Consider the following 26,287-nt stretch of genomic DNA (forward strand, 5'->3'; position numbering starts at 1 on the left):
CATCTGTTTTAGCGCCTTGCCATGGCCCCGCCACTTCTTTCCTTCGAGAATCTCGGTCTCATCCAGGGCGCCGGCTGGCTGTTCCGTGGTCTGGACATTCATGTCGGCGAGCGTGATCGCCTTGCGCTGATCGGTCGCAACGGGGCCGGCAAGACCACGCTGCTGAAGCTGATTGCCGGCACGGCGGAGCCGGATGAAGGCAAGCGCTCGGTCGTGCCGGGGCGCCATGTGGTGATGCTGGAACAAGACCCGGACGTCTCCGCCTTCGCAACGCTGCATGATTTTGCGACGTCCGGCGCCAAGGCGCCGGCTGCCCATGAGGTGGAGGCGATTGCGGACCAGCTCGGCATCGACCTTTCCCGTGCTGCATCGACCGCATCGGGCGGTGAGCGGCGGCGAGCGGCGATTTGCCGCGCACTGGCGAGCGAGCCCGATATCCTGTTGCTCGACGAGCCGACCAACCATCTCGATATCGCCGCGATCACCTGGCTGGAGGATTGGCTGACGCGCTTCAATGGCGCATTCATCGTCATCAGCCACGACCGGACCTTCCTCACGCGCCTCACCCGGTCGACGCTCTGGCTCGACCGGGGTAGCCTGCGGCGGCAGGAGATCGGCTTTGGCGGGTTCGAGGCCTGGATGGAAAAGGCCTATGCCGACGAGGCCCGCGCGGCCGAGAAGCTCGACGCCAAGCTGAAGATCGAGGCGCACTGGCTGGAGCGCGGCGTGACTGCACGGCGCAAGCGCAACCAGGGGCGGCTGGCCAAGCTCTGGGAGATGCGTGCCCAGCGCGCGGCGATGATCGGCCCGCAGGGCGGCGCCAAGCTGGAGGTCACTGCCAACGACACCAAGACCAAGAGCGTGATCACCGCCGAGCATGTCACCAAGCAGTTCGGCGACCGTGCGGTCATCAAGGATTTCTCGATCCGCATCCAGCGCGGCGACCGCATTGGCATCGTCGGCGGAAACGGGGCCGGCAAGACGACGTTGCTGCGCCTGCTGACCGGCGATCTGCAACCGGACAGCGGCACGATCACGCTGGCCAAGACGCTGGACGGCATCGTGATCGACCAGCAACGCTCGCTGATGCAGCCGGACAAAAGGGTGCGCGATGTGCTGGCCGAGGGCGGCGACTGGATCGACGTGCGCGGCGTGCGCAAGCATGTCCACGGTTATCTCAAGGACTTTCTGTTCGATCCCTCGCTGGCCGAGGCGAAGATCGGCACACTCTCGGGTGGCGAGCGCTCGCGCCTGTTGCTGGCGCGCGAATTCGCGCGCGAATCGAACCTGCTGGTGCTGGACGAGCCGACCAACGATCTCGACCTGGAAACGCTCGACCTGCTGCAGGAAGTGATCGCCGATTATGATGGCACGGTGCTGATCGTCAGCCATGATCGCGACTTCCTCGACCGCACTGTCACCGTCACGCTCGGCCTTGATGGCTCGGGCCGGATCGATGTGATCGCCGGCGGATATGCGGACTGGGAAGCCAAGCGCCAAAAGCCCAATGCGGCCGGCAAGCGATCGGCTGCGAAGGCGGATGCACCCGCTGCGCCACCGCCGCCCAAGGCGGCGAAGCTCAGCTACAAGGATCAGCGGGATTACGATCTGCTGCCGGGGCAGATCGAGGCGCTCGAGGCGGCGATTGCGCGCGATGAAGCCGCGCTCGCCGACCCCGATCTCTATACCAAGAACCCCAAGCGCTTCGCCGAGTTGAGCGCGACGATCGAAAAGGCGCGCGCGCAGAAGGATGCGGCCGAGGAGCGCTGGCTGGAATTGGCCGAGCAGGTCGAGGCCCTGCAGGGTTGAGCCCGGCAAGGGCCGCGTGGCGTCCCGCTCTCTTTAGCCGGATCGCGCAGATCAAGATTTTCGACGCACCCAGCCATGGTCGGCGGGGACGTTGTCGCCGACGAGCATTCAGATGACTAGCACTCAACCGATTCGTGGAATTCTGCTCTGCGCCGCCGCTCTGCTGCTGTTCGCGGCGCTGGATACGACCACGAAAGTGCTCACCGCGCATTTCGAGGCGCCTGTGATCGTGGCGGCGCGTTTCATCGGCAACCTCTTGTTGATGCTCGTCGTCATGGCGCCGCGCGGCGGGCGGGAGATGGTGCGCACGACGCGCACCGCGCTCGTCTGGATGCGGGGCTGCTGCCTCGCCTGCGCCTCCGTACTGATGGCGCTCGCGCTCACCCGCATGCCGGTCGGGGAAGCGACGGCGATCATGTTTCTCGCGCCGACACTGGTCGCGCTGGGCGGGGGACTGCTGCTCGGCGAGGAGGTCGGGCTGCGGGGCTGGGGCGCCGTGCTGCTGGGACTCGCCGGCGTTGTGCTGATTGCACGGCCGGGTGGCGGGCTGGATGTCGTGGGCGTCATGCTCGCTCTGGGCGCCGCCATGCTCAATGGCACTTACCAACTCATGTCCCGCACGCTGGCGGCGACCGAGAAGACCTTCGCTTTGCTCTTCTACAGTGCCGCCGTGGGCAGCCTCGTTTTCGGCGCGGTGGCGCCCTTCTACTGGGCGGGGCGGATGCCGACGCTGCTGGAAGGCGCGCTGCTGGCGTCGCTGGGTCTGTGGGGCGGGGTGGGGCATTATCTGTTCACGGCAGCCTTTCGCCACGCCCCGGCTTCGACGCTGGCGCCGATCACGTATCTGCAGGTGCTGTGGGCGACGGTGCTCGGCTGGATCGTGTTCCGGCATGTGCCCGATCCGGTGGCGATTGTCGGGATGCTCACGATCGGCAGCGCCGGCATGTTGATCGTGCTGAAGCGCCGCCGCCGGACTCCGCCCGCGACGGTGTGAACGCACTGGCGCGTGTCAGCCCTCCGAGGTGGCCGAAACCTCATAATGGATGATCTGCTTGTCGCCGATGCCGAGGTCATCCCATGTGGCGCGCCAGTCCTTCATGTGCTGGCTCGCGGCATGGGCCTGCTGGGCCTCACGGTCGCGAAAGACCTCGAAGATACGCAGCAGCCCGGGCTCCTCGAGGTCCTCGGCGAAGCTGTAGGCGATGCAACCCGGCTCCGCGCGGCTGGCCGCGACCATCCGCGCGATCACCAGACGCGCCGCCGGCAGGTTCTCCGGCGGCAAGCGAACGGTCCCGGCGAGGATCAGCATCAGCGGATCGGCGAATCCGGGGCGAGGCGCATGTCGAGATAATTGTCGACGCTCATCATCAGCTGGTCGAGCTCATGCTCGAAGAAGTGATTGGCGTTGCGGATCTCGTCATGATGGATGGTGATGCCCTTCTGCGTGCGCAGCTTGTCGACCAGCTTCTGCACGGAGGCGGCCGAAACGACCTCATCGTTCACGCCCTGCACGATGATGCCGGAGGCGGGGCAGGGTGCCAGGAACGAGAAATCGTACATGTTGGCCGGCGGCGCCACGGAGATGAAGCCGCGCACTTCCGGCCGGCGCATCAGCAGCTGCATGGAGATCCATGCACCGAACGAGAAACCGGCGATCCACGTCGTCTGCGCTTCCTGGTGGAAGCTCTGGATCCAGTCGAGCGCCGCGGCGGCATCGGAGAGCTCACCAATGCCATTGTCGAACACGCCCTGCGAGCGACCGACACCCCGGAAATTGAACCGCAGCGTCGCAAAACCGCGCTTCACGAAGGTCTTGTAGAGTGCTTGCGTGATGCGATCGTTCATCGTGCCGCCGCCCTGCGGGTGCGGATGCAGGATCAGCGCAACAGGCGCACGCGGCCGGGGCGGAGGGCTGAAACGACCTTCGAGACGGCCTTCGGGACCGGGAAAAATGACGTCGGGCATGGCACCTGAGACTTGAAATGGGAGCGGGCGACCGAGACTGGCCGACGACGCGGGACGCGCGCTTATATAGGCGGACGCGCGATTTTCGCAATGTTTCTGGTTGAGGGCGCCCGCTTCAGCCCCCGAACCAGCCCAGAGCAGCGGCGGTGAGGGGGTTCGTCGGGTCCAGCAGCAGCTTGGTGGTGAGCGCGAGGGACATGACGATCAGCAGAGGCCGCGCGATTCCGGCGCCGAAGCGGATCGCGAGATAGGCGCCGAATTGCCCGCCTGCGATGCTGCCGACGGCCATGGCAAGGCCGGTGATCCAGAGCACATGCCCGCCGATGATGAAGACGATCACGCTGGAGAAATTGCTGGCGAAATTCAGTAGCTTGGTATGGGCCACGGCGCGGATGAGGCCAAAGCCGAACAGGCCGACCAGCGCGGTGGTGAAGAAGGAGCCGGTGCCGGGCCCGAAAAAGCCGTCATAGCCGCCGATGATCGCCGCTGTGACGATGAGCACGAGCGGGCCGAAGCGGCTGTGCCTGTCCTCATCGCTCATGCGGGGCGAGAGGAGGAAATAGAGCACCATCGCGATCAGCAGCATCGGCAGCAGCGCGGAGAGAAAGCCGGAATCAATCCGCGTTACCAGAAACGCGCCGCCCGCAGAGCCGATAAATGACGCCAGCGCCGGCATGGCGAAGCGGCGGAAATCAATATGTCCGCGCCGGGCGAAGGCGATGACGGCGCCGCAGGTGCCAAAGCTGCTCTGGAGCTTGTTGGTCGCCAGAGCGGCCACGGGCGGGATGCCCGCCGCCAGCAGCGCGGGAATGGTGACGAGGCCGCCGCCGCCCGCCATGGCGTCGATGGTCGCGGCGAGAAACGCCACGCCCATGAGGATGAGGATGATGTTGAAGGCGGGATCCATGTCTTCGCATATCAGGTCTGTGTTGCGCCGCAACATGGCTGATTGCACCAGAGGGCAAATCCATTTGCCGCGGCGCGGCGGGCCTGTAGGGAAGGGGCGATGAGCCGACGCATCTATCTCGATCATGCCGCGACCACGCCGCTGCTGCCGCAGGCTCGCGCGGCGATGCTGGCCGGGTTCGATGCCTGGGCCAATCCCTCATCGCCGCATGCCGCAGGCCGTCAGGCGCGCGCCTTGCTGGAGGATGCCCGCCGCCGTGTGGCGCAGGCGCTCGACTGGGATGGGCATGTGCTGTTCACCGCCGGCGCGAGCGAGGCGCTGGCTATCGCGTTGACGCGCGCAAAGGCGTCTCCCTTGCTGGCAGGGGCGAGCGAACATGATGCTGTGCTGCGCCACATCCCGGAGGATCGCCGGCTGCCGGTCGATCATGACGGGATCGTGTGCCTGCCCGATGCCATTGCGCCGGGTACGCTGATCGCGATCCAGCAGGTCAATAGCGAGACCGGCGTGATCCAGCCGCTGGAGGCGTTCGCCGAGCGCATCCACGCGCAAAATGGCCTGCTGCTGGCCGATTGCAGCCAATCGGCTGGGAAGATGCCGCTTCCGAAAGGTCCGGACCTGATCGTTCTGAGCGCGCACAAGCTGGGCGGACCGATCGGCATTGGTGCGCTGCTGGTACGGGATCTGACGCTGCTGGCGCCGAGCGGCGGGCAGGAGCAGGGCTACCGCGCCGGCACCGAGGCCATGCCGCTGGCGCTAGGCTTTGCGGCGGCGCTGGAAGCTCCGCGCGACTGGTTGGCTGACGTCGCCGGTTGGCGCGAGCGGATGGACGCGGCTATTCTCGCAGCCGGCGGCGCAATCGTGGCGGACGCCTCCCCGCGATTGCCGACCATCGCCAGCTACCGAATGCGGGGCGTGTCCGCGCAGGCGCAGCTCATCCGCTTCGACATGGCCGGGATCGCGGTGTCGGCAGGCAGCGCCTGCTCGTCGGGCAGCTTGCGTACAAGCCATGTGTTGGCGGCCATGGGTTGGCCGCAGGCTAAGGCCGCCGAGGTGATCCGTGTCACTATGGGGCATGACACGTGCGCGGCCGACATTGACGATTTTCTCACTGAGTGGCAGGCCATCGCGCACGGGAACGCAAGACGATGATCTACCTCGATTACCAGGCCACCACGCCGCTGGCGCCGGAGGTTGCGGATGCCATGGTGGCCGCGATGGATCATTATGGCAATCCGAACAGCGCGCATCGCATCGGCCGCATTGCGGCGGCGGATGTCGAGCTGGCGCGGGGCCGCATCCTTGATGCGCTGGGCCGGGCGGATGGCCGCCTGATCTTCACAAGCGGCGCGACGGAGGCGCTGAACATGGCCATTATCGGCGCCGCGCGGGCCGCTCCGCACAGCCGGCGGCGGGTGGTGACGGTGGCGACCGAACATGCCGCCGTGCTCGATACGGTGATGGCCTTGCGCCGCGAGGGTTTCGAGCCGGTGATCGTGCCGGTGAATGCCGACGGGCTGGTCGATCTGGAGATTGCCGAGGCGGCGATCGATGAGCGAGCCGCCTTGCTTGCGGTAATGCAGGTGAACAACGAGATCGGCGTGGTGCAGCCACTCGACCGGCTGTTCGTGATCGCGCGCGCGGCTGGCGTGCCGACATTGTGCGACGCCGTGCAGGGTTTTGGCCGACTTGCGACCCCTCAGGCGGACCTGATCGCGATCAGCGCTCACAAGATCCACGGCCCGAAGGGCGTGGGCGCGCTGTGGCTGCGCGAAGGCCTCGACCTGCCGCCGCTCATGCATGGTGGCGGGCAGGAGCAGGGGGTAAGGCCGGGGACGCTCTCGCCCATGCTGTGCGCGGGCTTCGGTGTGGCCGCGCAACTGGCGGCGCAGCGCCGCTATGCCGACCTCGCCCATGTCGAAGCGCTCTGGACGCGCGCGCTGGAGCTGTTTGCGGATTGGCACCTCAATGGCACCGGGGAGGCGCGCTATCATGGCAATCTCAATCTCCGCCGGCCTGGGCTGGACGCGGCGCGGCTGATCTCGGATGTACGGACCGTCGCCGTCTCGCTCGGGTCTGCTTGCGCGAGCGGGTCCGGCCGGCCGAGCCATGTGCTCAAGGCCATGGGTCTGAGCGATGCAGAGGCGCGCAGTTCGGTGCGGATCGGCATGGGGCGCTACACCAGCATGGCCGATCTGGAAGAAGCCGCGAGTCTGCTCAATCAGGCCGCCGACGCACAGGGAGTGCCCGCATGACCTTAGTCCGCTTCATCAGCGCCAATGGCGAACATGTGCAGGAAGTGGAGGCCAGCGCGGGCGACATTCTGCTCGACGTGGCGCAGGCCGCCGGCCAGCCGCTGGAAGGCACCTGCGAGGGGCAGATGGCCTGCTCCACCTGCCATGTGATCGTGGACGCGGAGGACTTCGGCAAGCTTCCCCGCGCCAGCGAGGATGAGGAAGACATGCTCGATCTGGCCGCCTCCACCACTCGGACCAGCCGGCTCTCCTGCCAAATCGTGCTGAGTGACGCGCTGGAGACGCTGACCGTGCACATTCCCGCCGAGAGCCGGAATATGCAGGGGGCGTGAGGCAAAAAAAGCCTCTCCTCTTCAGAGGAGGGGTTGGGGTGGTGAGGTGCGTTCCTGCGCGAGGCCGAAAACACCACCCCGCTGCGCGTAACGAACAAGTGCGTAACGCTCGCTGCCCCTCCTCTGAAGAGGAGGGGGTGTCAAAGCATGTCGCACCTATCCCCCGCACATTTCGCGCCGCTTGCATTTCCCGCCTCATGCCGCCATATCCGCCTCGGAAGTCGGGCGGACGTAGTCTTCGCCAACCTGGTCAGGTCCTGACGGAAGCAGCCACAACGAATTCGCTGCGGGTCGTTCCGGCTTCCACCTCCTCTTCATTGTCATCGCCTTGTTCTGCAGCGCTCTTCTGCTTGCGGGCCTGCACGCGGACTTGCCGGGGGCAGGATAGGGCGTCATGGGCATGGCGTCATAGGCAGGCCGCGCTTTCGTGGCTGAGCGGCGCGCGCGAAAGGACTGAGTTCATGGCCGGCAGATCCCGAACCATCGTCTATCTCATGCTGGTGCTGGTGATGCTGCTCTGGTCCGGCAACTCCGTGGTTGCGCGAGCGATCCACACGGAAATGCCGCCTTTCACACTGGCCTTCTGGCGCTGGAGCGGCGCGACCCTGATCGCGCTGCCGGTGGCGTGGCGCTATTTGCGGCAGGACTGGCCCGTGGCCAAAGCCAATTGGAAGATCATTCTGTTCCTCGGCGTGATCGGCGTCGGCTGCTTCAACGCCTTCATGTATTCCGGCCTGCAATATACGACGGCGGCGAACAGCCTGCTCATCCAGGCAGCCATTCCTGCGTTGGTGCTGCTGTTCGACTTCCTGTTCTTCCGCAATCGCCCGCGCGCCATGCAGGTGGTCGGCGTGATCATGGCAGCCGCCGGGGTGCTTACGATCATCCTGCAGGGCAATCCGTCGGCCCTGTTCTCGATGGTGTTCAACCGGGGCGATCTGCTGGTGCTGTGCGCGGTCAGCCTCTGGTCGCTCTACACGGTGTTTCTGCGCCTGCGGCCGAAGATCCACGGGCTGAGCTTTCTGGCGATCACCGCGTTCATCGGCGTGCTGTGCATGGCGCCGCTGTCCGCTTATGAACTGGCACATGCGCGGGTGATCATGACGCCCGGCGTCGCGGCGGGCGTCGCCTATGTCATCCTGCTGCCCTCGCTGGTCGCCTACTTTCTGTTCAACCTGGCGGTGGAGCAGATCGGGGCGGGCGATGCGGGGCAGGTGATCAACCTGCAGCCGGTGTTCGGCGCGCTGCTCGCCGCGCTGCTGCTGGACGAGCCGCTGCATGGCTATCATCTTGCCGGTATGGGCCTGATCTTCATTGGCATCGCGCTGCCCTTCCTGCGGCGATCCGTCCGCGCCCCGATCGCGCATTAACTTCCGGCGCGAGTGCGGCTAGAACGAACGCAATGACCGATTCCTCAGACGATCCGGGCTTCGACCTTGGCGAACCGCCCCGGCCGCAAGCGGCTGTGGCGCCTGACGCGCCCGCCTATCGCGTGCTCGCCCGCGCCTATCGCCCGCAGACCTTTGCCGAGCTGATCGGCCAGGAAGCGATGGTGCGCACGCTCGCCAATGCGATCAAGCGCGAGCGTTTGCCCCACGCCTTCCTGATGACCGGCGTGCGCGGGGTGGGGAAGACGTCCACCGCGCGGCTGATCGCCAAGGCACTCAATTGCGTCGGTCCGGACGGGCAGGGCGGGCCGACGATCGATCCCTGCGGCGTCTGCGAACCGTGCAAGGCGATTGCCGAGGGGCGCCATATCGACGTGATCGAGATGGACGCGGCCAGCCACACCGGCGTCGATGATGTGCGCGAGATCATCGAGGCGGTGCGTTACGCAGCCGTCTCCGCGCGGTTCAAGATCTACATCATCGACGAAGTGCACATGCTCTCGCGCAATGCCTTCAATGCCTTGCTCAAGACTCTTGAGGAGCCGCCGGAGCATGTGAAGTTCCTGTTCGCCACCACCGAGGTGAACAAGGTGCCGATCACGGTGCTCTCCCGCTGCCAGCGCTTCGACCTGAGGCGCATCCCGGTGGAGTTGCTGGTCGATAATTTCCGCATGATTTGCGGCAAGGAAGGCGTCGTTGCCGAGGACGATGCCCTGCGCCTCATCGCCACCGCCGCGGAAGGCTCGGCGCGCGATGGCCAGTCGATCCTCGATCAGGCGATTGCGCATGCCGGGGTCGGCGAGGATGGACGGCCCTTCGTGCAGGCCGATCAGGTTCGCGAAATGCTCGGCCTGTCGGATCGCGGCGCGACGCGGCGGCTGTTCGACCAGATCCTCGATGGCGATGCGCCGGCGGTGCTGGCGACATTGGGCGAGCAGGAAGCGCTCGGCGTCGAGCCGCTCGCCACGGTGAATGCCTTGCTCGATCTCATCCATGCGGCGACGACGGCCAAGGCCGGGCGGGGCGCCGGGCTCGATCGCATGCCGGAGGCCGAGCGCGGCGCGATTGCCGGTTGGGCAGAGCAATTGTCTTTCCCGGTGTTCCATCGGTTGTGGCAATTGCTGCTCAAAGGCCATGCCGAGGTTGCCGCTGCCGCGCGGCCCCACGCGGCCTGCGAAATGGCGCTGCTGCGGCTGATCCACGCCTCAGCCATGCCGGACCCGGCCGAACTGGCGCGCCTCATCCGCGACGGTGCTGGGGGCGGCGGGCAGGCGAGCCCGACGATGCCGGCCCCTGCGCCCAGTGGGACGTTGAGCGAAGCGGCCCAGGCGGCCCCGAGCGCTCCGCCGCCCGCGCCGCCAGCCGCGCCTGAGCCGGAGTCGGAAGCGGCAACGCCAGCGCTGCCGACGGATTTTGCCGCGATGGTCGAGGCGCTCAAGGCGCGCCATGCCCGGCTCAGCGCGGAGCTGCATGATTATGTGAGCCTTGTGCATTATGCTCCGCCGGAACTGGCCTTCCGCATCCTCCAGCCGCTCGATGCCGATTTCCCCCGGCAAGTAGCGGCGGCGTTGCGTGAGGTGACGGGCGAGGTCTGGGATGTCCGCTCGACGGATGTCCACGGCCAGCCAAGCCTGCGCGAGCAGGAGCAGGCCGCCAAGGAAGCGCGGCTTGCCCAGATCAGCGCTGCGCCCATCGTGGCTGCCGCGCTGGAAGCATTCCCCGGAGCACGGCTCGTGCACCCGGATGATGAGCAATATAGGAGTGAAGGCTGATGAAGGACCTCAACGACATTCTCGGCATGGCCAGCCGGGTGCAGGAGGAAATGCAGAAGGCGCAGGCTGAACTCGATAACATCGAGGTCGAGGGTGCTTCCGGCGGCGGACTGGTCAAGGTGCGAGCGAGCGCCAAGGGCCGCATCCTTGGCCTTTCGGTCGATGAGAGCCTGATCGTGCCAGCCGACAAGACGATGCTGGAAGACCTGATTGTCGCTGCCTTCAACGATGCGCGCGCCAAGGCGGATGAAGCCGCCAACGAGCAGATGAGCAAGATGACGGCTGGTCTGCCGCTGCCGCCGGGCTTCAAGATGCCGTTCTGATCGGCGTAAAAAGGCGATAGTTTTTACCCGCGCTTAACCAGTTCAGCCGTCAGTAGCTTTTCGCGCCGTTGAAATGCGCGCGCGGCTGAACGATATGATGCATTGATCGTTTTTCGCGATGCGCGGGAAAAGCGACCGAGTTGTGAAGCGGCCCCTTCTGCACGAAGGCGGTTCGCAGGCTCAGGGGTAAGGCCCCCTGGCTGGATTGGAGTGACAATGGATCTTGATCTGCCTCTCTTGCCGCTGCGGGATATCGTCGTTTTCCCGCAGATGATCGTGCCCCTGTTCGTGGGACGCGACAAGAGCGTGACGGCGCTTGAAAAGGCGATGGCGGGCGACAAGGACATCTTCCTCGTCGCGCAGCTCGACCCGAGCGAGGACGATCCGGACCGGGAAGCGCTTTATGACATGGGCGTCATTGCCAGCATCGTGCAGATGCTCAAGCTGCCCGATGGCAATGTCCGCGTGCTGGTGGAAGGCAAGCAGCGCGCTTCCCTGACCGCGTTGACGGATGCCGAGGATCACATCGTCGCCACCGTTGCGCCGCTGGACGACATCGTCGTGGGCGGTGCTGAGGTAGAGGCGATGATGCGCTCGGTCACCGACCAGTTCGAGAATTACGCCAAGCTCAACAAGAAGCTGCCGGCGGAAGCTGCCGCGCAACTGCGCGAGATCACCGAGGCTGGTCGCCTGTCCGATTTCATTGCGGCCAACCTTGCCGTGAAGGTCGCCGACAAGCAGTCGCTGCTGGTCGAGGGCGATCCGCTCAAGCGCCTGGAAATGGTCTTTGCCTTCATGGAAGGCGAACTCGGCGTGCTGCAGGTCGAGAAGAAAATCCGTGGCCGCGTGAAGCGCCAGATGGAGAAGACCCAGCGCGAATATTATCTCAACGAGCAGCTCAAGGCGATCCAGCGCGAGCTGGGCGGCGGCGAAGGCGAGGAGGGCGATGAGCTTTCCGAGCTGACCGAGAAGATCAAGAAGACACGCCTGAGCAAGGAAGCGCGCAGCAAGGCGGAAGCCGAGCTCAAGAAGCTGCGCTCCATGCAGCCCATGTCGGCCGAAGCGACGGTGGTCCGCAATTATCTCGATGCGCTGCTCGGCGTGCCCTGGGGCAAGAAGAGCAAGCTCAAAAAGGATCTGGTGAAGGCGCAGGACGTGCTGGATGCCGATCACTTCGCGCTCGACAAGGTCAAGGACCGGATCATCGAATATCTCGCCGTGCAGGCGCGCTCTGACAAGCTGAAAGGCCCGATCCTGTGCCTCGTCGGTCCGCCGGGTGTCGGCAAGACCTCGCTCGGTCGTTCCATCGCCAAGGCAACGGGCCGCGAGTTCGTGCGCCAGTCGCTGGGCGGCGTGCGGGACGAGGCCGAGATTCGCGGCCATCGCCGCACCTATATCGGCTCCATGCCGGGCAAGATCGCGTCCAACCTCAAAAAGGCCGGGGCGATGAACCCGCTGGTGCTGCTCGACGAGATCGACAAGCTCGGCCAGGATTTCCGCGGTGATCCGGCTTCCGCGCTGCTCGAGGTGCTGGACCCGGAGCAGAACAGCAAGTTCCAGGACCATTATTTGGAGATCGACCTCGATCTGTCGGATGTGATGTTCGTCACGACCGCCAACAGCCTCAATCTTCCACAGGCGCTGCTCGACCGCATGGAGATCATCCGGCTGGAGGGTTACACCGAGGACGAAAAGCTGGAGATCGCGCAGCGGCATCTGATCGAAAAGCAGATCGAGGCCCATGGGCTGAAGGAAGGCGAATTTGCCATCGAGGAAGCCGCGCTGCGCGACCTCATTCGCTATTATACGCGGGAAGCGGGCGTGCGGACGCTCGAGCGCGAGATTGCGCGTCTGGCGCGCAAGGCGCTCCGCCGTATCCTTGAGGGCAAGGAAACCAGCGTCACCATTACGCCGGAGAATCTGGGCGATTATGCGGGCGTGCGGAAATTCCGTCATGGCATTTCCGAGGAAGAGCACCAGATCGGTGCCGTCACCGGCCTTGCCTGGACGGAAGTGGGCGGCGAGCTACTCACCATCGAATCGGTGACGGTCCCCGGCAAGGGCCAGATCAAGACGACCGGCAAGCTCGGCGACGTGATGACCGAGTCGGTTCAGGCAGCCTTCTCCTATGTGAAGGCGCGCGCCCCAGCTTATGGGATCAAGCCGAGCATCTTCAACCGCAAGGATATTCACATCCACCTTCCCGAAGGCGCGGTACCCAAGGATGGGCCGAGCGCTGGCATCGGCATGGTGACGTCCATCGTCTCCACGTTGACCGGCATCCCCGTCCACAAGGATGTCGCGATGACAGGCGAAGTGACGCTGCGCGGCCGGGTTCTGCCCATTGGCGGGCTGAAGGAAAAGCTGCTCGCGGCGCTGCGCGGCGGAATCAAGACCGTGCTCATTCCGCAGGAGAATGAGAAGGACCTGGTGGAGATTCCGGCGAACATCAAGGAAGGCCTTGAAATCGTGCCGGTGAGCCATGTGGACGAGGTGCTTGCTCGCGCGCTCACCGGGGCGCTGACACCGATTGACTGGTCCGAGGAAGATGATCTCGCCGCCCAGCCTCCGATCGGCTCGGCAGCCGAGCATGAGCAGCGGATGCGGCACTGAGTCTCGCGATGATCGTCATGACGCCGATGCCCAAAACAGCCCGATTTGAAGTTAAGGGCGGTTAAGGATCGTCATAAATGGGCCGGTCCGTCGTCCGGACCGGACCGATCATCGTGAAAAACAGCGTAAATCAGGGTTTTTAACGGGTTTGAGGCGCAAATCTCTTTGACACTTGCGACGAAGCAAGCCTTTATGCGCGCCTTCGTCGCATGATTCCCACCACAAGTTTTCTCAAGAAGGGGGTTCCCAAGGCATGAACAAGCAGGATCTCATCAGTTCGGTCGCGGATCAGAGCGGCCTCACCAAGGCCGATGCGAACAAGGCTGTTGAGGCAGTGTTCGACGCGATCACCGCCGCTCTCAAGAAGGGCGATGAAGTTCGCCTCGTTGGCTTCGGCACGTTCTCCGTTTCGCAGCGCAAGGCCTCGACCGGTCGCAATCCGCGCACCGGCGAAACCATGGCGATCAAGGCTTCCAGCCAGCCGAAGTTCAAGGCCGGCAAGGGTCTCAAGGACGCCGTCAACTAATCAACTCGATCGATCGTTGCCCCGCGCTTTCCGGCCGGGGCACCGCTTGATTGGATCGCCGACAGGGAACGCGACGTCCCATGTCGGCAAAGGCCGGGCTCTGCCTGGCCTTTTTGATTTTCAGCCGGGGTGAAGGCTGACGATGCCCGGTCTGCCGGGAAAAGCGTGCTAATCCCGAAAGGGGCGCGCTCTGTGCTTGACGGCGGTCCTCCCGGGGCATTATGGGCCGCCTCTCGATAGCGTCGATGGACGCTGTGGCGATCGTAGCTCAGTTGGTTAGAGCGCTGGTTTGTGGTACCAGAGGTCGCGGGTTCGGATCCCGTCGATCGCCCCATTTTCTTTTCCGAGATTTGGACGACTGGCGCGCTGCGCTGCGTGCACGGGGCTGACAGCCCGTCGCGCGCAGCCTATAGGCACCGCATGGCAAAAGCAGACGATGATCGGGAGGAAGGGCTGCGGCTCAATCCTCGCTATGACCGCGATGGGTTGATCACAGCCGTGGCGAGCAATGTCGATACCGGCGAATTGCTGATGCTGGCGCACATGAACGCGCAGGCCCTGGCCGCGACGATCGAAACGCGCGTCGCCCATTTCTGGTCCCGCAGCCGGGGCAAGCTCTGGCGCAAGGGCGAGGAGTCCGGCAACGAACTCCACATCGTCGACATGCGGCTGGATTGCGATCAGGACGCCATCTGGCTGCTGGTCAAGCCCGTAGGGCCGGCGTGCCACACGGGCCGCGTCAGTTGCTTTTATCGCCGCGTCACGGATGACGGGCTCGAATGGATCGACCGCGAGCCGCACGCCCATTGAGCTGTAACGGATATGTCGCTCAGTCCCGTCTGAGCACCGGCGCGGAGGGGTTGATTTTCCGTTGACGTAAACGTAAACTGTGCGTCTGACCTTCATGGAAGGATGGATGCAATGACGAAGCTCCAGATGATTGCCGGCATTCCCCAGCCGGAACGGGACGGGCGGGAAGAGTTTTCGATCTCCGACCTGTGCGATGAATTCGAAGTGACGCCGCGCGCTCTGCGCTTTTATGAGGATGAGGAACTCATCTCGCCGCGCCGGCAGGGCCTGACGCGGGTCTACAGCCATCGCGATCGCGCGCGGCTCGCTTGGATCTTGCGCGGCAAGCGGGTGGGATTCAGCCTGGCCGAAATCCGCGACATGATCGACCTGTACGATGCCGGCGATGGTCGGCGCACCCAACGCGAATTTACTGTCGCCAAATGCGAGGAGCGGATCGGATTGCTCCAGCGGCAGCGGCAGGATATCGACGAAGCGATTGAAGAGTTGAAGAATTTCGTCGCGCTCGTCGAAGAAAATCAGCGCCTGTCAGGCGAACTCAACTAAGACTTTCTACCACGGAGAGGCCAATGCCCAGCTATAAGGCGCCCGTCGCCGACACCATGTTCATCCTCAACGAGATCGTCGGGCTGGAGCGTCTGACGAACAATCCCGGCTTTGCTTCGGCGACCAGCGATATCGTTCAGGCCATTCTCGAAGAGGGCGGCAAGTTCGCCAGCGAGGTGCTCAGCCCGCTCAATGCCGTCGGCGACCAGATCGGCTGCAAGCGCAATGACGATGGCACGGTGACGACGCCGCCGGGCTTTCAGGAGGCCTTCGACCAGTTCGTCGCGGGTGGCTGGACCACGCTGCATGCGCCGGAGGAATATGGCGGGCAGGGTCTGCCCATCGTGCTGGCGATCGCCGCCGAGGAATATTTCACGGCATCGAACCACGGCTTCAACATGTATCACGGCCTGACCGGCGCCGCGGTCAGCGCGATCCTCGCCAAGGGCGACGATACGCTCAAGCAGAAATATGTGCCCAACATGGTCTCCGGCCAGTGGTGCGGCACCATGAACCTGACCGAGCCGCATTGCGGCACCGACCTCGGCCTCATCAAGACGCGCGCGTTGCCGCAGGATGATGGCAGCTACAAGATCACTGGCACCAAGATCTTCATCTCGGCCGGCGAGCACAGCATGGCGGAGAACATCATCCACCTCGTGCTGGCCAAGACGCCGGGCGCGCCCGCGGGCAGCAAGGGCATTTCGCTCTTCCTCGTGCCCAAGATGATGGTCAATGACGATGGCTCGCTGGGCGCGCACAACGCCGTTACATGCGGCTCCATCGAGCACAAGATGGGCATTCACGGCAACGCAACCTGCGTCATGAACTATGACGATGCGACCGGCTGGATGATCGGCGAGGAGAATAAGGGCCTCGCTGCGATGTTCATCATGATGAACCAAGCGCGGCTCGGCGTGGGCCTTCAGGGCCTCGCGCAAGGTGAGCTGGCTTATCAGCAGGCGGTCCATTATGCGATGGACCGGCGGCAGGGCCGCGCGCTGACCGGCGCTGCAGAGCCGGACAAGCCCGCTGATACGCTGTTCGTGCACCCCGATGTCCGCCGCATGCTGATGGAGTGCAAGGCGCTCACCGAGGGCCTGCGTGCGCTGGTTCTGTGGGGCGCGCTGCAGGTCGATCTCATCAAATATGCGCCGACCGAGGAAGAGCGTCAGGCGGCGGATGACATCATCTCGCTGCTCACCCCGGTCATCAAGGGCTATGGCACGGACAAGGGCTTCGATGTCGCCGTCCTCGCGCAACAGGTGTTCGGCGGCCATGGCTACATCCGCGAATGGGGCGTGGAGCAGGCGGTGCGGGATGCGCGCATCACCATGATCTACGAAGGCACCAATGGCGTTCAGGCCATGGATCTGGTCGGCCGCAAGCTCCCCGCCAATGGCGGTCGCGCGGTGCAGGCGCTGTTCAAGATGGTCGCCGAGGATGTCGCCGCCGGCAAGGCCGTGCCGGAGACGGCTGCTATTGCTGAGGCGCTGGAGAAGGCCAATCAGCAACTGCAGGCCGCGACCATGTGGCTGATGCAGAACGCCATGCAGAACCCGAACAATGCCGGGGCTGCGGCTTATGCCTATATGCACATCACCGGCATCGTCGCGACGGGCATGATGTGGCTGCGCATGGCGATGGCCGCGCAGGCGCAGCTCAATGCGGGTACGGGCAACCCCGATTACATGAAGGCCAAGCTGGTGACGGCCCGCTACTTCGCCGAGCGCATCATGCCGGAAGCCGGCGCGCTGCGTCGCAAGATCGAGGGCGGCGCCGAGGTGCTGATGGAACTGCCGCCCGAGGCGTTCCTGACGGCAGCCTGATCGGGCTTATCCTGCAGGACCAAGAAGCGGCTTCCTCTCTCCGGAGAGGGAGCCGTTTTCACGTCGATGGCTGAGGTTCAGGGCTTTGCAGATGCCGGCGCATCAGCCCGCAGCGGCGCCTTGAACAGCGCGGCATCGCCGGGCTTGAGCGGCACCAGCTCGCCGCGCTGCATGTCGGCAACCGGGCGGGCGCCGGTCGGCAGGTTGATCCGCGAGCCTTCCCCGCGTTCGTCGGCCAGCAGCTTGGGCGCCGGTGCGCTCGGCGTGCGGCGGACCATGCAGTTGACGCGCGGCACGTCGCGGAACTCGTCGCAATTGTAGAGCGTGCGCTCAATGCCGCTGTCCTTCATGCGGATATAGGAGAAGGACATGGAGGCGAGGCTGGTTTCCGCGACCGGGAAGCTGCGCGGCGTCGCCTTGTCGCTCGTCCAGGCCAGCAGGCGACACTGCGCGCGGCCGGCGCACAGGCGCGCGGCGGCGTCGGCATAGCGGGCCGGATCGCCGCCCGGATCGAGCGTCATCACAAAGCCCGTGCCTCCGGGCTCGATGGCAGCCAGCCGACCGGGGCCGATGCGCTTGCCGATATCCGCAGCGCTAAGCAAGGCCGGCGCGGTGGCGTCGTCGATCAGCGAGCCGGGCAAGGTGCCGGCCAGCGCGCCATCATCGGCGTGAACGGGCGACAAGGCGGCAAGCTTGGCGATGGCGGGCTCGGCAGCGATGCTGAGGCTCCGCGCAAAGGCCGGCGGTGTGCCCCACCAGCCCTCCCAGCGGAAGAACAGGTGCGTATCGACCGCCGCGACCTTGTCGAGCGACTTGCTCCAATAGGGCATCACCCAGTCGGTGTGATAATGGGTGCTGTAGCCCACGGGCGCATAGACATCGCCTGCGAGCATCCGCGCGGCATTGCCCCGGGCGCGATCCCAGGCTGCCGTGGACGGGCGGCGCGCCATGGCGCCATCGCAAGTGAAGGTGAACTGACAGCCGGTGGCCCGCTCCTGCCCCTGAAACACCACGCCGCACACCGTCTTGGGGAAGGCGGGGTGGCGCAGGCGGTTGAGCACGACCTGTCCCACCGCGCGCTGGCCCTTGGCGTCGTCGCCGGCTTCGTAGATCATCGCGGCGGCAAGACAGTCGGTTGCCCGACCCAGTGCCATCGCGTCGCCCTTGAACGTGAAGGGGCGCGCGGCAGGATTGGGCGCGGTCGAGAAGGGGATCTGCGCGTTCAGTTGGCGCGCCTGATCGGGATGGGAGGCGTCGAGCACCAGCGGCTCGACGACGGGCACGGGGCTGTTATCCGGTGCCTTGGGCAGAGCTGTGCTCACGGCCTCGCTGCCGGACAGCGCGGTAACGCTGGTGCGATTGCCGATGGCGAGCAGCGCCAGAGCGCCGGTCAGGATCAGCCCCAGCAGGCCAGCCAGCACGAGTCGGCCCTGGCGCGAAGAGAGCGCCGGGAATGCCGATTTTCGCGCAATCAGACCGTTGGTTGCCATACGTCCTTCCGCCACAGCCGCCATGCGCGGCCGGAGAGGGGCGGTATGTGTGCCTTTAGGTCGCGTTAGGCAAGAGCGGCACGGCCAGCCGCCCGGCCACAGGGACAGCCGTGCCATAACGGGAAATTCCGGCCGGCAAGTCTTAACGGCTCGCCGGCACGGGATGGTCGACCCGGATCAGCCGGCTTCGGGCAGGAAGTCCGGCACCGAAAGATAGCGCTCGCCAGTATCGTAATTGAAGCCCAGCACCTTGGCGCCGGCGGGCAGTTCCGGCAGCTTCTGGGCAATGGCGGCGAGCGTCGCGCCGGAGGAGATGCCGACCAGCACGCCTTCCTCGCTGGCAGCGCGGCGGGCATAATCCTTGGCATCGGCGGGATCGACCTGGATCACGCCGTCCAGCAGATCGGTATGCAGATTGGCCGGGATGAAACCGGCGCCGATGCCCTGGATGGGGTGCGGGCCGGGCGCGCCGCCGCTGATGACCGGGGAGAGCGTCGGCTCCACGGCAAAGACCTGGAGGCCCGGCCACATTGCCTTGAGCACCTGCGCGCAGCCGGTGATGTGCCCGCCCGTGCCGACGCCGGTGATCAGTGCATCCAGCGGCTCATCGGCGAAGTCGTTGAAGATTTCCTGCGCCGTCGTGCGGACATGGACATCGATATTGGCCGGATTCTCGAATTGCTGCGGCATCCACGCACCGGGTGTGGCGGCCACGATCTCCAGCGCGCGCTCGATGGCGCCCTTCATGCCCTTTTCACGCGGGGTCAGGTCGAAGCTGGCACCGTAGGCCAGCATCAGGCGGCGGCGCTCCAGGCTCATGCTCTCGGGCATGACGAGGACGAGCTTATAGCCCTTCACGGCGGCGACCATGGCAAGGCCAATGCCGGTGTTGCCGGAGGTCGGCTCCACGATGACGCCGCCGGGCTTCAAGCTGCCGTCCTTTTCCGCAGCTTCGATCATGGCCAGCGCGATGCGGTCCTTGATCGATCCGCCGGGGTTGGAGCGCTCGGACTTGATCCAGACATTCGCGTCGCCAAACAGGCGGTTGAAGCGGATGTGCGGCGTGCCGCCGATCGTTTCGAGAATGGACGAGACTTTCATGGGCAATCCTCCATAAGGCGATCGATCAATTAAAACTTAATCGATAGAGATTTGCAAGGGGCGGACTCTATCCTTCTTTTGCGGGAGCAGCGCCCGCGTGGGAAGGTCGGAAATGAACCTCGGGCGGATCGAACGTCCGGGCATTCCGCAATTCAGGGAAAAGGCGCGACCACCACAAGGTGATGGCAATCGCACCCACGCCGCCGGCAATCACAGCAGCGATCGGCCCGATGAGCGCGGCGAGAAAGCCCGACTCGGCATCGCCCAGCTCATTCGAGGCGGAAATTGTCATCATCGATACGCTGGTCACCCGGCCGCGCATGTCGTCGGGGGTGTGAAGCTGGATGAGTGATTGGCGGACGAACACAGAGAACATGTCTGCACTGCCCCACGTCGCCATGGCGAACAGGGCGACGATGATCGCGGTCTGCTGCGGCATGAAGGCGGTGAGGCCGAAGACGATGGTCGCCAACCCGAAGATGCCGACGGACAGCATCATTTTCAGCCCGACATTGTGGCGCAGCGGCCGGAACGAGAAGAACAGCGCCGTCAGACCCGCGCCGATGCCGGGCGCTGCGGCAAGATGTCCCAGGCCCTGCGAGCCGATATGGAGCACATCGCGCGCATAGACCGGCAGCAACGCCGTGGTGCCGGCCAGCAGCACGGCAAAGAGATCGAGCGTGATGGCGCCGAACACCAGCCGGTTGGTGCGCACATAGGTGAGGCCGTCAATGATCTGGCCGATCGGATGACGGTCGCGCTGGCGGGCCGCTTGCGGGACCTTGCCCACGAAGATCATGCCGATGACCGCCATGCCGAACAGCGCGCTGCTGAACATGTAGGCGAAATAGGGCTTGAACGCATAGGCGTAGCCGGCGACGGCCGGCCCGACGATGCTGCCGGCCTGCCAGAACATGCTGCTGAATGCGATGGCGCGGGGCAGCAGGTCCTTGGGGACGATGTTCGGGCCCAAGGAGCCGAGCGCTGGCCCCTGGAAAGCGCGGGCAAAGCCGATCAGCGCGGCGAGGGCGAAGATCAGCGGCAGGCTGATCCACCCTTCATAGCTGGAAAGCGCCAAAATCCCTGCCGAGAAGAGCAGCAGCGAGAGCGTGCCCATGGCGATGCGGGTGCGCGAATAATTGTCCGCGACGAGTCCCGCAAAGGGCGTCAGCACGAAGACCATGACGAACTGGATGAGGCCGATCAGCCCGAGCTGCGCTGCCGACTGGCCGGGAGACATGGTCTGCCGGGCGATGTTGTAGGCTTCCCACGCGATAATCAGCGCCATGCCGTTCGACGCGAGGATCGTGGACAGGCGCACCATCAGATAGGCGCGGAAGGCGCCGATCTGAAAGGGATGGGTCGGTGGCTTGCGCCCGGCGGTGCCGTCCGGCTCGCGAGAAGATGGGCTGACCATGCATGTTCCTTGGCGCAAGGCTGGCGACGGCGCAACGGACCAAAACGCGCGCAGGGCAAAGATTTTCGATTGCCGCGCGCCTTCGCTTAGGCGGAACGAAAAAGGCCCGGCAGGAACCCACGCTCCGCCGGGCCGAGTTTGAGCACTGGGGCTGCCAGCGCCCTTCGGGTCGCAGCTCCGCCCTAAGAAAACAGGGTTAATGAGTCATCAGGAAATAAAGCGGCTTGTCATTTTTCCTGGCGCACCTGCGGCGTCATGAACACAATTGCGCCGCCTGAGGTGCCGCACCTCAGGCGAGGCTGATGAAGCTGTCCAGAACCCGCTTGGCGCCGGCCTGCTCGAAATCGATCTCCAGCTTATTGCCCTCGATGCCCGTCACCGTCCCATAGCCGAACTTCTGGTGGAAGACGCGGGTGCCGAGGCTGACGTCGCTGCGGCCCTTGTTGCCGAGGCTCACAGCGCTCTGCCGCGCTTCGACGAGGCGCGTCGGCTCCCGCGAGAACTGGCTTTGCGCCCGTTGCCAGCCTGGTCCGCGCCCTGAACCGCGCGCGACATTGGCGAAGGGATCGTCCCGCTCGGACCAGTTGGCGCGCCACAGGCTGGCGCCGCCGGACATGGTGTTTTCCTCGTCCACCGTCTCCTTGGGCAATTCGCCAATGAAGCGCGAGGGGATGGAACTGGTCCACTGGCCATAGACCCGCCGGTTGGCGGCGTGCAGGATCAGGCAGCGCTGGCGGGCACGGGTGATCGCCACATAAGCCAGCCGACGCTCTTCCTCCAGGCTGGCAAGGCCGCCCTCATCGAGCGCGCGTTGCGAGGGGAACAGGCCATCCTCCCAGCCCGCCAGGAACACGGTGTCGAACTCCAGCCCCTTGGCGGCGTGGATGGTCATCAGCGTGACCTTGGCTTCATCCGCCTGCGCCTCATTGTCCATGACCAGACTGACATGCTCGAGGAAGGCCCCGAGCGTCTCATATTCCTCCATGGCGCGGGTGAGTTCCTGCAGGTTCTCCAGTCGCCCGCTGGCCTCCGTCGTACGCTCGGCCTGCAGCGCAGCGGTGTAACCGCTCTCGTCTAGAATCTGACGCGCGAGATCGGCGTGGTTCATCGCATTGGCGAGATCGCGCCAGCGGGCGAGATCGCCGATGAACCGCCCCAGCGAGCGCCGCGCCTGCGGGGTCAGCTCGTCCGTGTCGAGAATACGGGCCGCCGCGCTGGTGAGCGGCTCCCCCATGGCGCGGGCGAGGCGATGGACCTTCTCGACCGCCTTGTCGCCAAGGCCTCGCTTGGGCACGTTGACGATCCGCTCGAAGGCAAGATCATCGGCCGGCTGGTTGACGAGGCGCAGATATGCCAGCGCATCGCGGATTTCGGCCCGCTCATAGAAGCGGAAGCCGCCGACGATGCGATAGGGCAGGCCGATCTGGATGAAGCGGTCTTCGAACTCGCGGGTCTGGAAGGAGGCGCGCACAAGGATGGCGATCTTCTCGGCGCCGACGCCCTGCCGCTCCAGCGACTCGATCTCCTCGCCGACGCGGCGGGCCTCTTCCGGCCCGTCCCACACGCCGATGACGCGCAGCTTCTCGCCATCGGCCTCCTGCGTCCACAAGGTCTTGCCGAGCCGCCCGCCATTCTGCGCGATGACGCCGGAGGCCGCGGCGAGGATATGCGGCGTCGAGCGATAATTCTGCTCCAGCCGGATGATCGCGGCGCCGGGAAAATCGCGCTCGAAGCGAAGGATGTTGGCCACTTCCGCGCCGCGCCAGCTGTAGATGCTCTGGTCGTCATCGCCGACGCAGCAGATGTTCTTGCGCTGCTGGGCGAGCAGCCGCAGCCATAGATACTGGCTGGTGTTGGTGTCCTGATATTCGTCCACCATGATGTAACGGAACCGCTGCTGATATTGCTCCAGCACCTCGCGATCGGTCTTGAAGATCGTCAGCATGTGCAGCAGCAGGTCGCCGAAATCGCAGGCGTTGAGCGCGCGCAGGCGGGCCTGATACAGCGCATAGATCGCCGCGCCCTTGCCATTGGCGAAGGCCTCGCTCTCGCCCGCGTCGATTTCACCGGGGGTGAGGCCCTTGTTCTTCCACTTGTCGATCAGCCCGGCCAGCGCGCGGGCGGTAAAGCGCTTCTCATCGATCCCCTCGGCGACGATGATCTGCTTCATCAGGCGCAACTGGTCGTCGGTATCGAGAATGGTGAAGTTGCTCTGCAGCCCGACCAGTTCGGCATGGCGGCGCAGCATCTTGGCGCAGACGGAGTGGAAGGTGCCGAGCCAAGGCATGCCCTCGACCGCCTCGCCGATCATCCGCCCCACGCGCTCGCGCATCTCGCGGGCGGCCTTGTTGGTGAAGGTGACGCACAGGATCTCTGATGGCCAGGCGCGGCGGGTCGCCACCAGATGCGCGAGGCGCGCTGTCAGTGCCGCTGTCTTGCCCGTGCCGGCGCCGGCCAGAACCAGAACCGGCCCCTCCGTGGTCAGCACAGCCTCGCGCTGCGGCGCATTGAGGCCCTGAATATAAGGCGGGTCGGCAGGAGAGGGGGCTGACAAAGGATCGGTCACAGGCGAACAACTAGGGAACGGGTGGGGCTGGGGCAAGGGCCTTGGCGTGCGTTCCGACCGCTTCATCCCGATTACGCCCCCGGCGGTCTGCGGTGGATGGTTCGCACGGAACGGCTGTCCCGTTGCGGGATTTCCATCCCACAAGAACGATCACTCATAGGAGGATGCGATCATGCGCTTCTCAACCATTCTCACCTGCGGTGCCGCTTCGGCACTGGCCTTCGCTGCCCACGCACAAGACATGCCGCCTCCGGGTGGCGCGCCGGTCGGCCCGCCGTCCGCGACCGCGCCGATGCCGGGCGGCACACCCGGGCCGATGCCGGGCGGGACGGACACCATGCCCCCGCCGACTGGTAACCCCATGCCCGGCGATGGCATGAACCCGCCGCCGCCGCCGCCGGCTCCCCCGCCGCCCCCTGCACCCGGCGGCACGATGACGCCGCCGCCTCCGCCCCCCGGTGGTGGTCAGGTTGAGATGATGCCGCAGCGGCCCGTGGAGCAGACCGCTCCGCAGCCCCCAGCAGAATATCCGGTCTGCTCGCGCACCGTGAAGGACGGGTGCAAGAACCCCGGTGGGCAGTAATTAACTGAGCTTCTGCTGAGGTCGGCGTCCGTCTAGGTCGCTGGCCTCAGCAGGACCAACTTGGCCTTGCCGACCACGCGCTCGGCATCACAATCGAAGCCTTTGACTGCGATGTCTTCCCGCTTTTCCGTCTCGATGCTCACCCAGGTGCTGGGGCCGACCCAGCCGAGCCGGGCGAGCTTGTCCAGTGCGACGGCGCCCGCGCCGGTGCCATAAGGCGGGTCCATGAAAATCACATCCAGCGGCGCCGACGTGGCGCCAAGCGCAAGAACATCGTTCTGGCGGATGTCGGGTCGCGCAAGTCCGAGCTTTTCGGCATTTTTGCGCAAGGCGGCGATCGCAGCCCGGTCGCGCTCGACGAACAGGCATGTCCCTGCCCCGCGTGAGAGTGCCTCGAGGCCCAGCGCGCCGGAGCCGGCAAAGAAATCGCCCACCGCAAGCCCTTCGAATGAGCCCAGCCGGCTGGTGAGCATCGAAAATAGTGTCTCGCGTGTGCGATCCGCTGTCGGGCGCGTTTCCTCGCCGACTGGCGCCGCCAGCGGGCGGCCCCGCCATTGTCCGGAAATGATCCTCATTTGAGCGTCTTGCGGAACTTGATGAGATCGACCTGGCGCACCTCGGCCACTTCTGCAGGCGCGGAATCGCCCAGCACGAAGGGACCGTAGCGGGTCCGGATCAGCCGGCTGACCTTGAGGCCGAGATGTTCGAGCACGCGCCGCACCTCGCGGTTCTTGCCTTCGGTCAGCGTCATTTCAATCCACTGATTGCGCCCGGTCCGCCGCTCCAGATTGGCGTCGATCCGGCCATAGCGCATCCCCTCGATCTCGACGCCCTCGATCAACTCTTCAAGCTGGGCCTGGCTGATCTCCCCGAACGCGCGCGCGCGATAGGTGCGCTCGACACCGGTGGAGGGCAATTCCAGCTGCCGCTTCAGCTCGCCATCGGTGGTGAGCAGCAGCAGACCTTCCGTGTTGAGATCGAGCCGGCCGACCGGCATCACGCGCGGGAGGTCGGCGGGCAGGCGATCATAAATGGTCGGACGCCCGGCGGGGTCTTTGGCGGTGGTGAGGAGGCCGGCCGGCTTGTGGAACAGGAATAGGCGGGCCGGTGCGGGCTCCTTCACCGCCACACCATCCACCGTCACGCCGCGCAGCGACTTGAGCAGCGTCGCGGGCGTTTCCACCAGCGTGCCGTTCAGCGCCACGCGCCCCTCGGCGATCATCCGCTCGACATCCCGGCGGGAGGCGACGCCCGCGCGGGCCATCAGCTTGGCAATGCGCTCGCCCTCGCGCGCGGTGCCATCATCGGCGGCCTGGCGCACCTGCGGCGCGACGCGGCCTGCGCCCCGGCGCGCTCTGGGCGGCTGGGCTCGACGATCGGTTGCGCCGGCTGCGGCACCGGCTACAGGGCGCTGGGGACGGCGAGGTCCGGAAGGTCCACGAGTGTTCGACAAAATCTGTGTCCGTTTTTGGGGCGGCTGTGTCATCGCTGCACTGGCGAATCGCAGCCGCGCGACCTAGCGTTTTTGTGCGCCGGGATCGATCCGTTTTCGGTCTGCGGTTTGGCGCAACGGGAATGAGGCGGCAATGTTTTTCTCGAAGGAGACGCAGCGAATACGCCGCATCCTGATCGTCGAGGATGAGCCGCTGCTCGCGTTCGATGAAGAACATACCCTCCAGACGGCCGGCTATGAGGTGGTCGCGACGGTCGATCGCTTCCGGGAAGCGACGGCGATCATCCTCGAACAGGGCGCGGTCGATCTGGTGGTGACCGATGTGCGGCTTGCCGGTGTCCGCTCGGGCGTCGAGTTGGCCCGCCATGCCCGCGAACTCGGCATCGCCGTGCTGTTCGCGACGGCCACCTGCCCGGAGGAAGCGCGCGATCAGGACATTGCGCTCGGGTGCCTCTCCAAGCCGTTTCTGCCGCGCGATCTTATCCGTGCCATTGGCGTGTGCGAGCGGGTGATCGGTGGGCGCTCGCCCGGCCGGCTGCCGGCGGGGCTGAAGCTCTTCAAGCGCAACTGAGGGCTGCGCTGAGGCGCGCCGGCAAAAACGA

The 26,287-nt window shown here is 65.4% G+C and carries 24 protein-coding genes, 1 tRNA gene and 1 other RNA gene; 17 read left to right on the plus strand and 9 right to left on the minus strand.

The features are described 5' to 3' along the window. The first annotated feature begins 21 nt into the window (after positions 1-21). Both M2343_RS01305 and M2343_RS01310 read left to right on the plus strand, forming a co-directional pair. Complete coding sequence (locus tag M2343_RS01305) at positions 22-1,809, plus strand: ABC-F family ATP-binding cassette domain-containing protein (RefSeq protein ID WP_264575305.1); 1,788 nt, start codon at positions 22-24, stop codon at positions 1,807-1,809. Positions 1,810-1,921: 112 nt separating this feature from the next. Continuing rightward, the gene (locus M2343_RS01310) at positions 1,922-2,803 is read left to right on the plus strand and encodes a DMT family transporter (protein WP_264575306.1); all 882 of its coding nucleotides are present in this window, start codon (positions 1,922-1,924) and stop codon (positions 2,801-2,803) included. A 15-nt stretch (positions 2,804-2,818) separates the two neighbouring features. On the opposite strand, the gene M2343_RS01315 is transcribed toward M2343_RS01310, so the two are convergent. The 3 genes from M2343_RS01315 to M2343_RS01325 form a co-directional block, all read right to left on the minus strand. Continuing rightward, on the minus strand, positions 2,819-3,118 hold the full coding sequence (locus M2343_RS01315) for a putative quinol monooxygenase (RefSeq protein WP_264575307.1): 300 nt from the start codon (positions 3,116-3,118) through the stop codon (positions 2,819-2,821). Next, positions 3,118-3,774, minus strand: a complete 657-nt coding sequence (locus M2343_RS01320) for an alpha/beta hydrolase (protein WP_181560275.1) — start codon at positions 3,772-3,774, stop codon at positions 3,118-3,120. Before M2343_RS01320 ends, M2343_RS01315 begins: the two co-directional genes overlap by 1 nt. 115 nt (positions 3,775-3,889) lie before the next feature. Further along, positions 3,890-4,681: a TSUP family transporter gene (locus M2343_RS01325; protein ID WP_264575308.1), complete on the minus strand. Its 792-nt coding sequence runs from the start codon at positions 4,679-4,681 to the stop codon at positions 3,890-3,892. Positions 4,682-4,780: 99 nt separating this feature from the next. Between M2343_RS01325 and M2343_RS01330 the strand changes: the two genes are divergently transcribed. The 13 genes from M2343_RS01330 (at position 4,781) to M2343_RS01390 (ending at position 17,075) form a co-directional block, all read left to right on the plus strand. Then, entirely contained in the window at positions 4,781-5,833 is a 1,053-nt protein-coding gene (locus M2343_RS01330) for a cysteine desulfurase family protein (RefSeq protein WP_264575309.1), read from the plus strand. Further along, a complete protein-coding gene (locus M2343_RS01335) occupies positions 5,830-6,936 on the plus strand; it encodes a cysteine desulfurase family protein (protein WP_264575310.1) in 1,107 nt (368 codons plus the stop codon). Before M2343_RS01330 ends, M2343_RS01335 begins: the two co-directional genes overlap by 4 nt. Then, on the plus strand, positions 6,933-7,268 hold the full coding sequence (locus M2343_RS01340; RefSeq protein ID WP_264570940.1) for a 2Fe-2S iron-sulfur cluster-binding protein: 336 nt from the start codon (positions 6,933-6,935) through the stop codon (positions 7,266-7,268). The genes M2343_RS01335 and M2343_RS01340 overlap by 4 nt, the downstream gene beginning before the upstream one ends. 213 nt (positions 7,269-7,481) lie before the next feature. Next, an RNA gene (ffs, locus tag M2343_RS01345) (signal recognition particle sRNA small type) lies at positions 7,482-7,579 on the plus strand. A 150-nt stretch (positions 7,580-7,729) separates the two neighbouring features. Next, positions 7,730-8,638 carry a DMT family transporter gene (locus tag M2343_RS01350; RefSeq protein WP_264575311.1) on the plus strand — a complete coding sequence of 303 codons (909 nt, stop codon included), beginning with the start codon at positions 7,730-7,732 and terminating at the stop codon, positions 8,636-8,638. 32 nt (positions 8,639-8,670) lie between these two features. Continuing rightward, positions 8,671-10,428 (plus strand): DNA polymerase III subunit gamma/tau, encoded by a 1,758-nt coding sequence (locus M2343_RS01355; RefSeq protein ID WP_264575312.1) that lies wholly within the window; start codon positions 8,671-8,673, stop codon positions 10,426-10,428. Continuing rightward, positions 10,428-10,751 carry a YbaB/EbfC family nucleoid-associated protein gene (locus M2343_RS01360; RefSeq protein WP_264570937.1) on the plus strand — a complete coding sequence of 108 codons (324 nt, stop codon included), beginning with the start codon at positions 10,428-10,430 and terminating at the stop codon, positions 10,749-10,751. The genes M2343_RS01355 and M2343_RS01360 overlap by 1 nt, the downstream gene beginning before the upstream one ends. Positions 10,752-10,967: 216 nt before the next feature. Further along, positions 10,968-13,364 carry an endopeptidase La gene (gene lon, locus M2343_RS01365; RefSeq protein WP_264570936.1) on the plus strand — a complete coding sequence of 799 codons (2,397 nt, stop codon included), beginning with the start codon at positions 10,968-10,970 and terminating at the stop codon, positions 13,362-13,364. A 253-nt stretch (positions 13,365-13,617) separates the two neighbouring features. Then, on the plus strand, positions 13,618-13,890 hold the full coding sequence (locus tag M2343_RS01370) for an HU family DNA-binding protein (protein ID WP_181560266.1): 273 nt from the start codon (positions 13,618-13,620) through the stop codon (positions 13,888-13,890). A 257-nt stretch (positions 13,891-14,147) separates the two neighbouring features. After that, positions 14,148-14,224 (plus strand) — tRNA-His (locus M2343_RS01375). Between the two features lie 86 nt (positions 14,225-14,310). Next, positions 14,311-14,700: a phosphoribosyl-AMP cyclohydrolase gene (gene hisI / locus M2343_RS01380; protein ID WP_264575313.1), complete on the plus strand. Its 390-nt coding sequence runs from the start codon at positions 14,311-14,313 to the stop codon at positions 14,698-14,700. A 111-nt stretch (positions 14,701-14,811) separates the two neighbouring features. Next, positions 14,812-15,246, plus strand: a complete 435-nt coding sequence (locus M2343_RS01385) for a MerR family transcriptional regulator (protein ID WP_181560264.1) — start codon at positions 14,812-14,814, stop codon at positions 15,244-15,246. A gap of 23 nt (positions 15,247-15,269) precedes the next feature. Further along, positions 15,270-17,075, plus strand: a complete 1,806-nt coding sequence (locus M2343_RS01390) for an acyl-CoA dehydrogenase C-terminal domain-containing protein (protein ID WP_264573325.1) — start codon at positions 15,270-15,272, stop codon at positions 17,073-17,075. Between the two features lie 77 nt (positions 17,076-17,152). Here the strand turns inward: M2343_RS01390 and M2343_RS01395 are convergent, their stop codons facing one another. The 4 genes from M2343_RS01395 to M2343_RS01410 all read right to left on the minus strand — a co-directional run bounded on the left by M2343_RS01395 (position 17,153) and on the right by M2343_RS01410 (position 23,715). After that, positions 17,153-18,565 carry a cell wall hydrolase gene (locus M2343_RS01395; protein ID WP_264575314.1) on the minus strand — a complete coding sequence of 471 codons (1,413 nt, stop codon included), beginning with the start codon at positions 18,563-18,565 and terminating at the stop codon, positions 17,153-17,155. Between the two features lie 177 nt (positions 18,566-18,742). Then, positions 18,743-19,666: a cysteine synthase A gene (gene cysK, locus M2343_RS01400; RefSeq protein ID WP_264575315.1), complete on the minus strand. Its 924-nt coding sequence runs from the start codon at positions 19,664-19,666 to the stop codon at positions 18,743-18,745. Between the two features lie 67 nt (positions 19,667-19,733). Beyond that, positions 19,734-21,083, minus strand: a complete 1,350-nt coding sequence (locus M2343_RS01405) for an MFS transporter (protein ID WP_264575316.1) — start codon at positions 21,081-21,083, stop codon at positions 19,734-19,736. A 289-nt stretch (positions 21,084-21,372) separates the two neighbouring features. Then, positions 21,373-23,715, minus strand: coding sequence for an ATP-dependent helicase (locus M2343_RS01410; RefSeq protein ID WP_413715997.1), 2,343 nt, complete (start codon positions 23,713-23,715; stop codon positions 21,373-21,375). Between the two features lie 106 nt (positions 23,716-23,821). Here M2343_RS01410 and M2343_RS01415 point away from each other — a divergent pair, with 106 nt between their 5' ends. Further along, a complete protein-coding gene (locus M2343_RS01415; RefSeq protein WP_264575318.1) occupies positions 23,822-24,232 on the plus strand; it encodes a hypothetical protein in 411 nt (136 codons plus the stop codon). Between the two features lie 32 nt (positions 24,233-24,264). Here M2343_RS01415 and rsmD read toward each other — a convergent pair whose 3' ends face one another. Next, positions 24,265-24,807 carry a 16S rRNA (guanine(966)-N(2))-methyltransferase RsmD gene (gene rsmD / locus M2343_RS01420; RefSeq protein ID WP_264575319.1) on the minus strand — a complete coding sequence of 181 codons (543 nt, stop codon included), beginning with the start codon at positions 24,805-24,807 and terminating at the stop codon, positions 24,265-24,267. Then, positions 24,804-25,718, minus strand: coding sequence for a pseudouridine synthase (locus M2343_RS01425; protein WP_413715998.1), 915 nt, complete (start codon positions 25,716-25,718; stop codon positions 24,804-24,806). Before M2343_RS01425 ends, rsmD begins: the two co-directional genes overlap by 4 nt. A 100-nt stretch (positions 25,719-25,818) precedes the next feature. Between M2343_RS01425 and M2343_RS01430 the strand changes: the two genes are divergently transcribed. Continuing rightward, entirely contained in the window at positions 25,819-26,256 is a 438-nt protein-coding gene (locus M2343_RS01430; RefSeq protein ID WP_181560256.1) for a response regulator, read from the plus strand. Positions 26,257-26,287 lie beyond the last annotated feature (31 nt).

The organism is Sphingobium sp. B8D3B, from assembly GCF_025961875.1.
Lineage (GTDB): Bacteria > Pseudomonadota > Alphaproteobacteria > Sphingomonadales > Sphingomonadaceae > Sphingobium.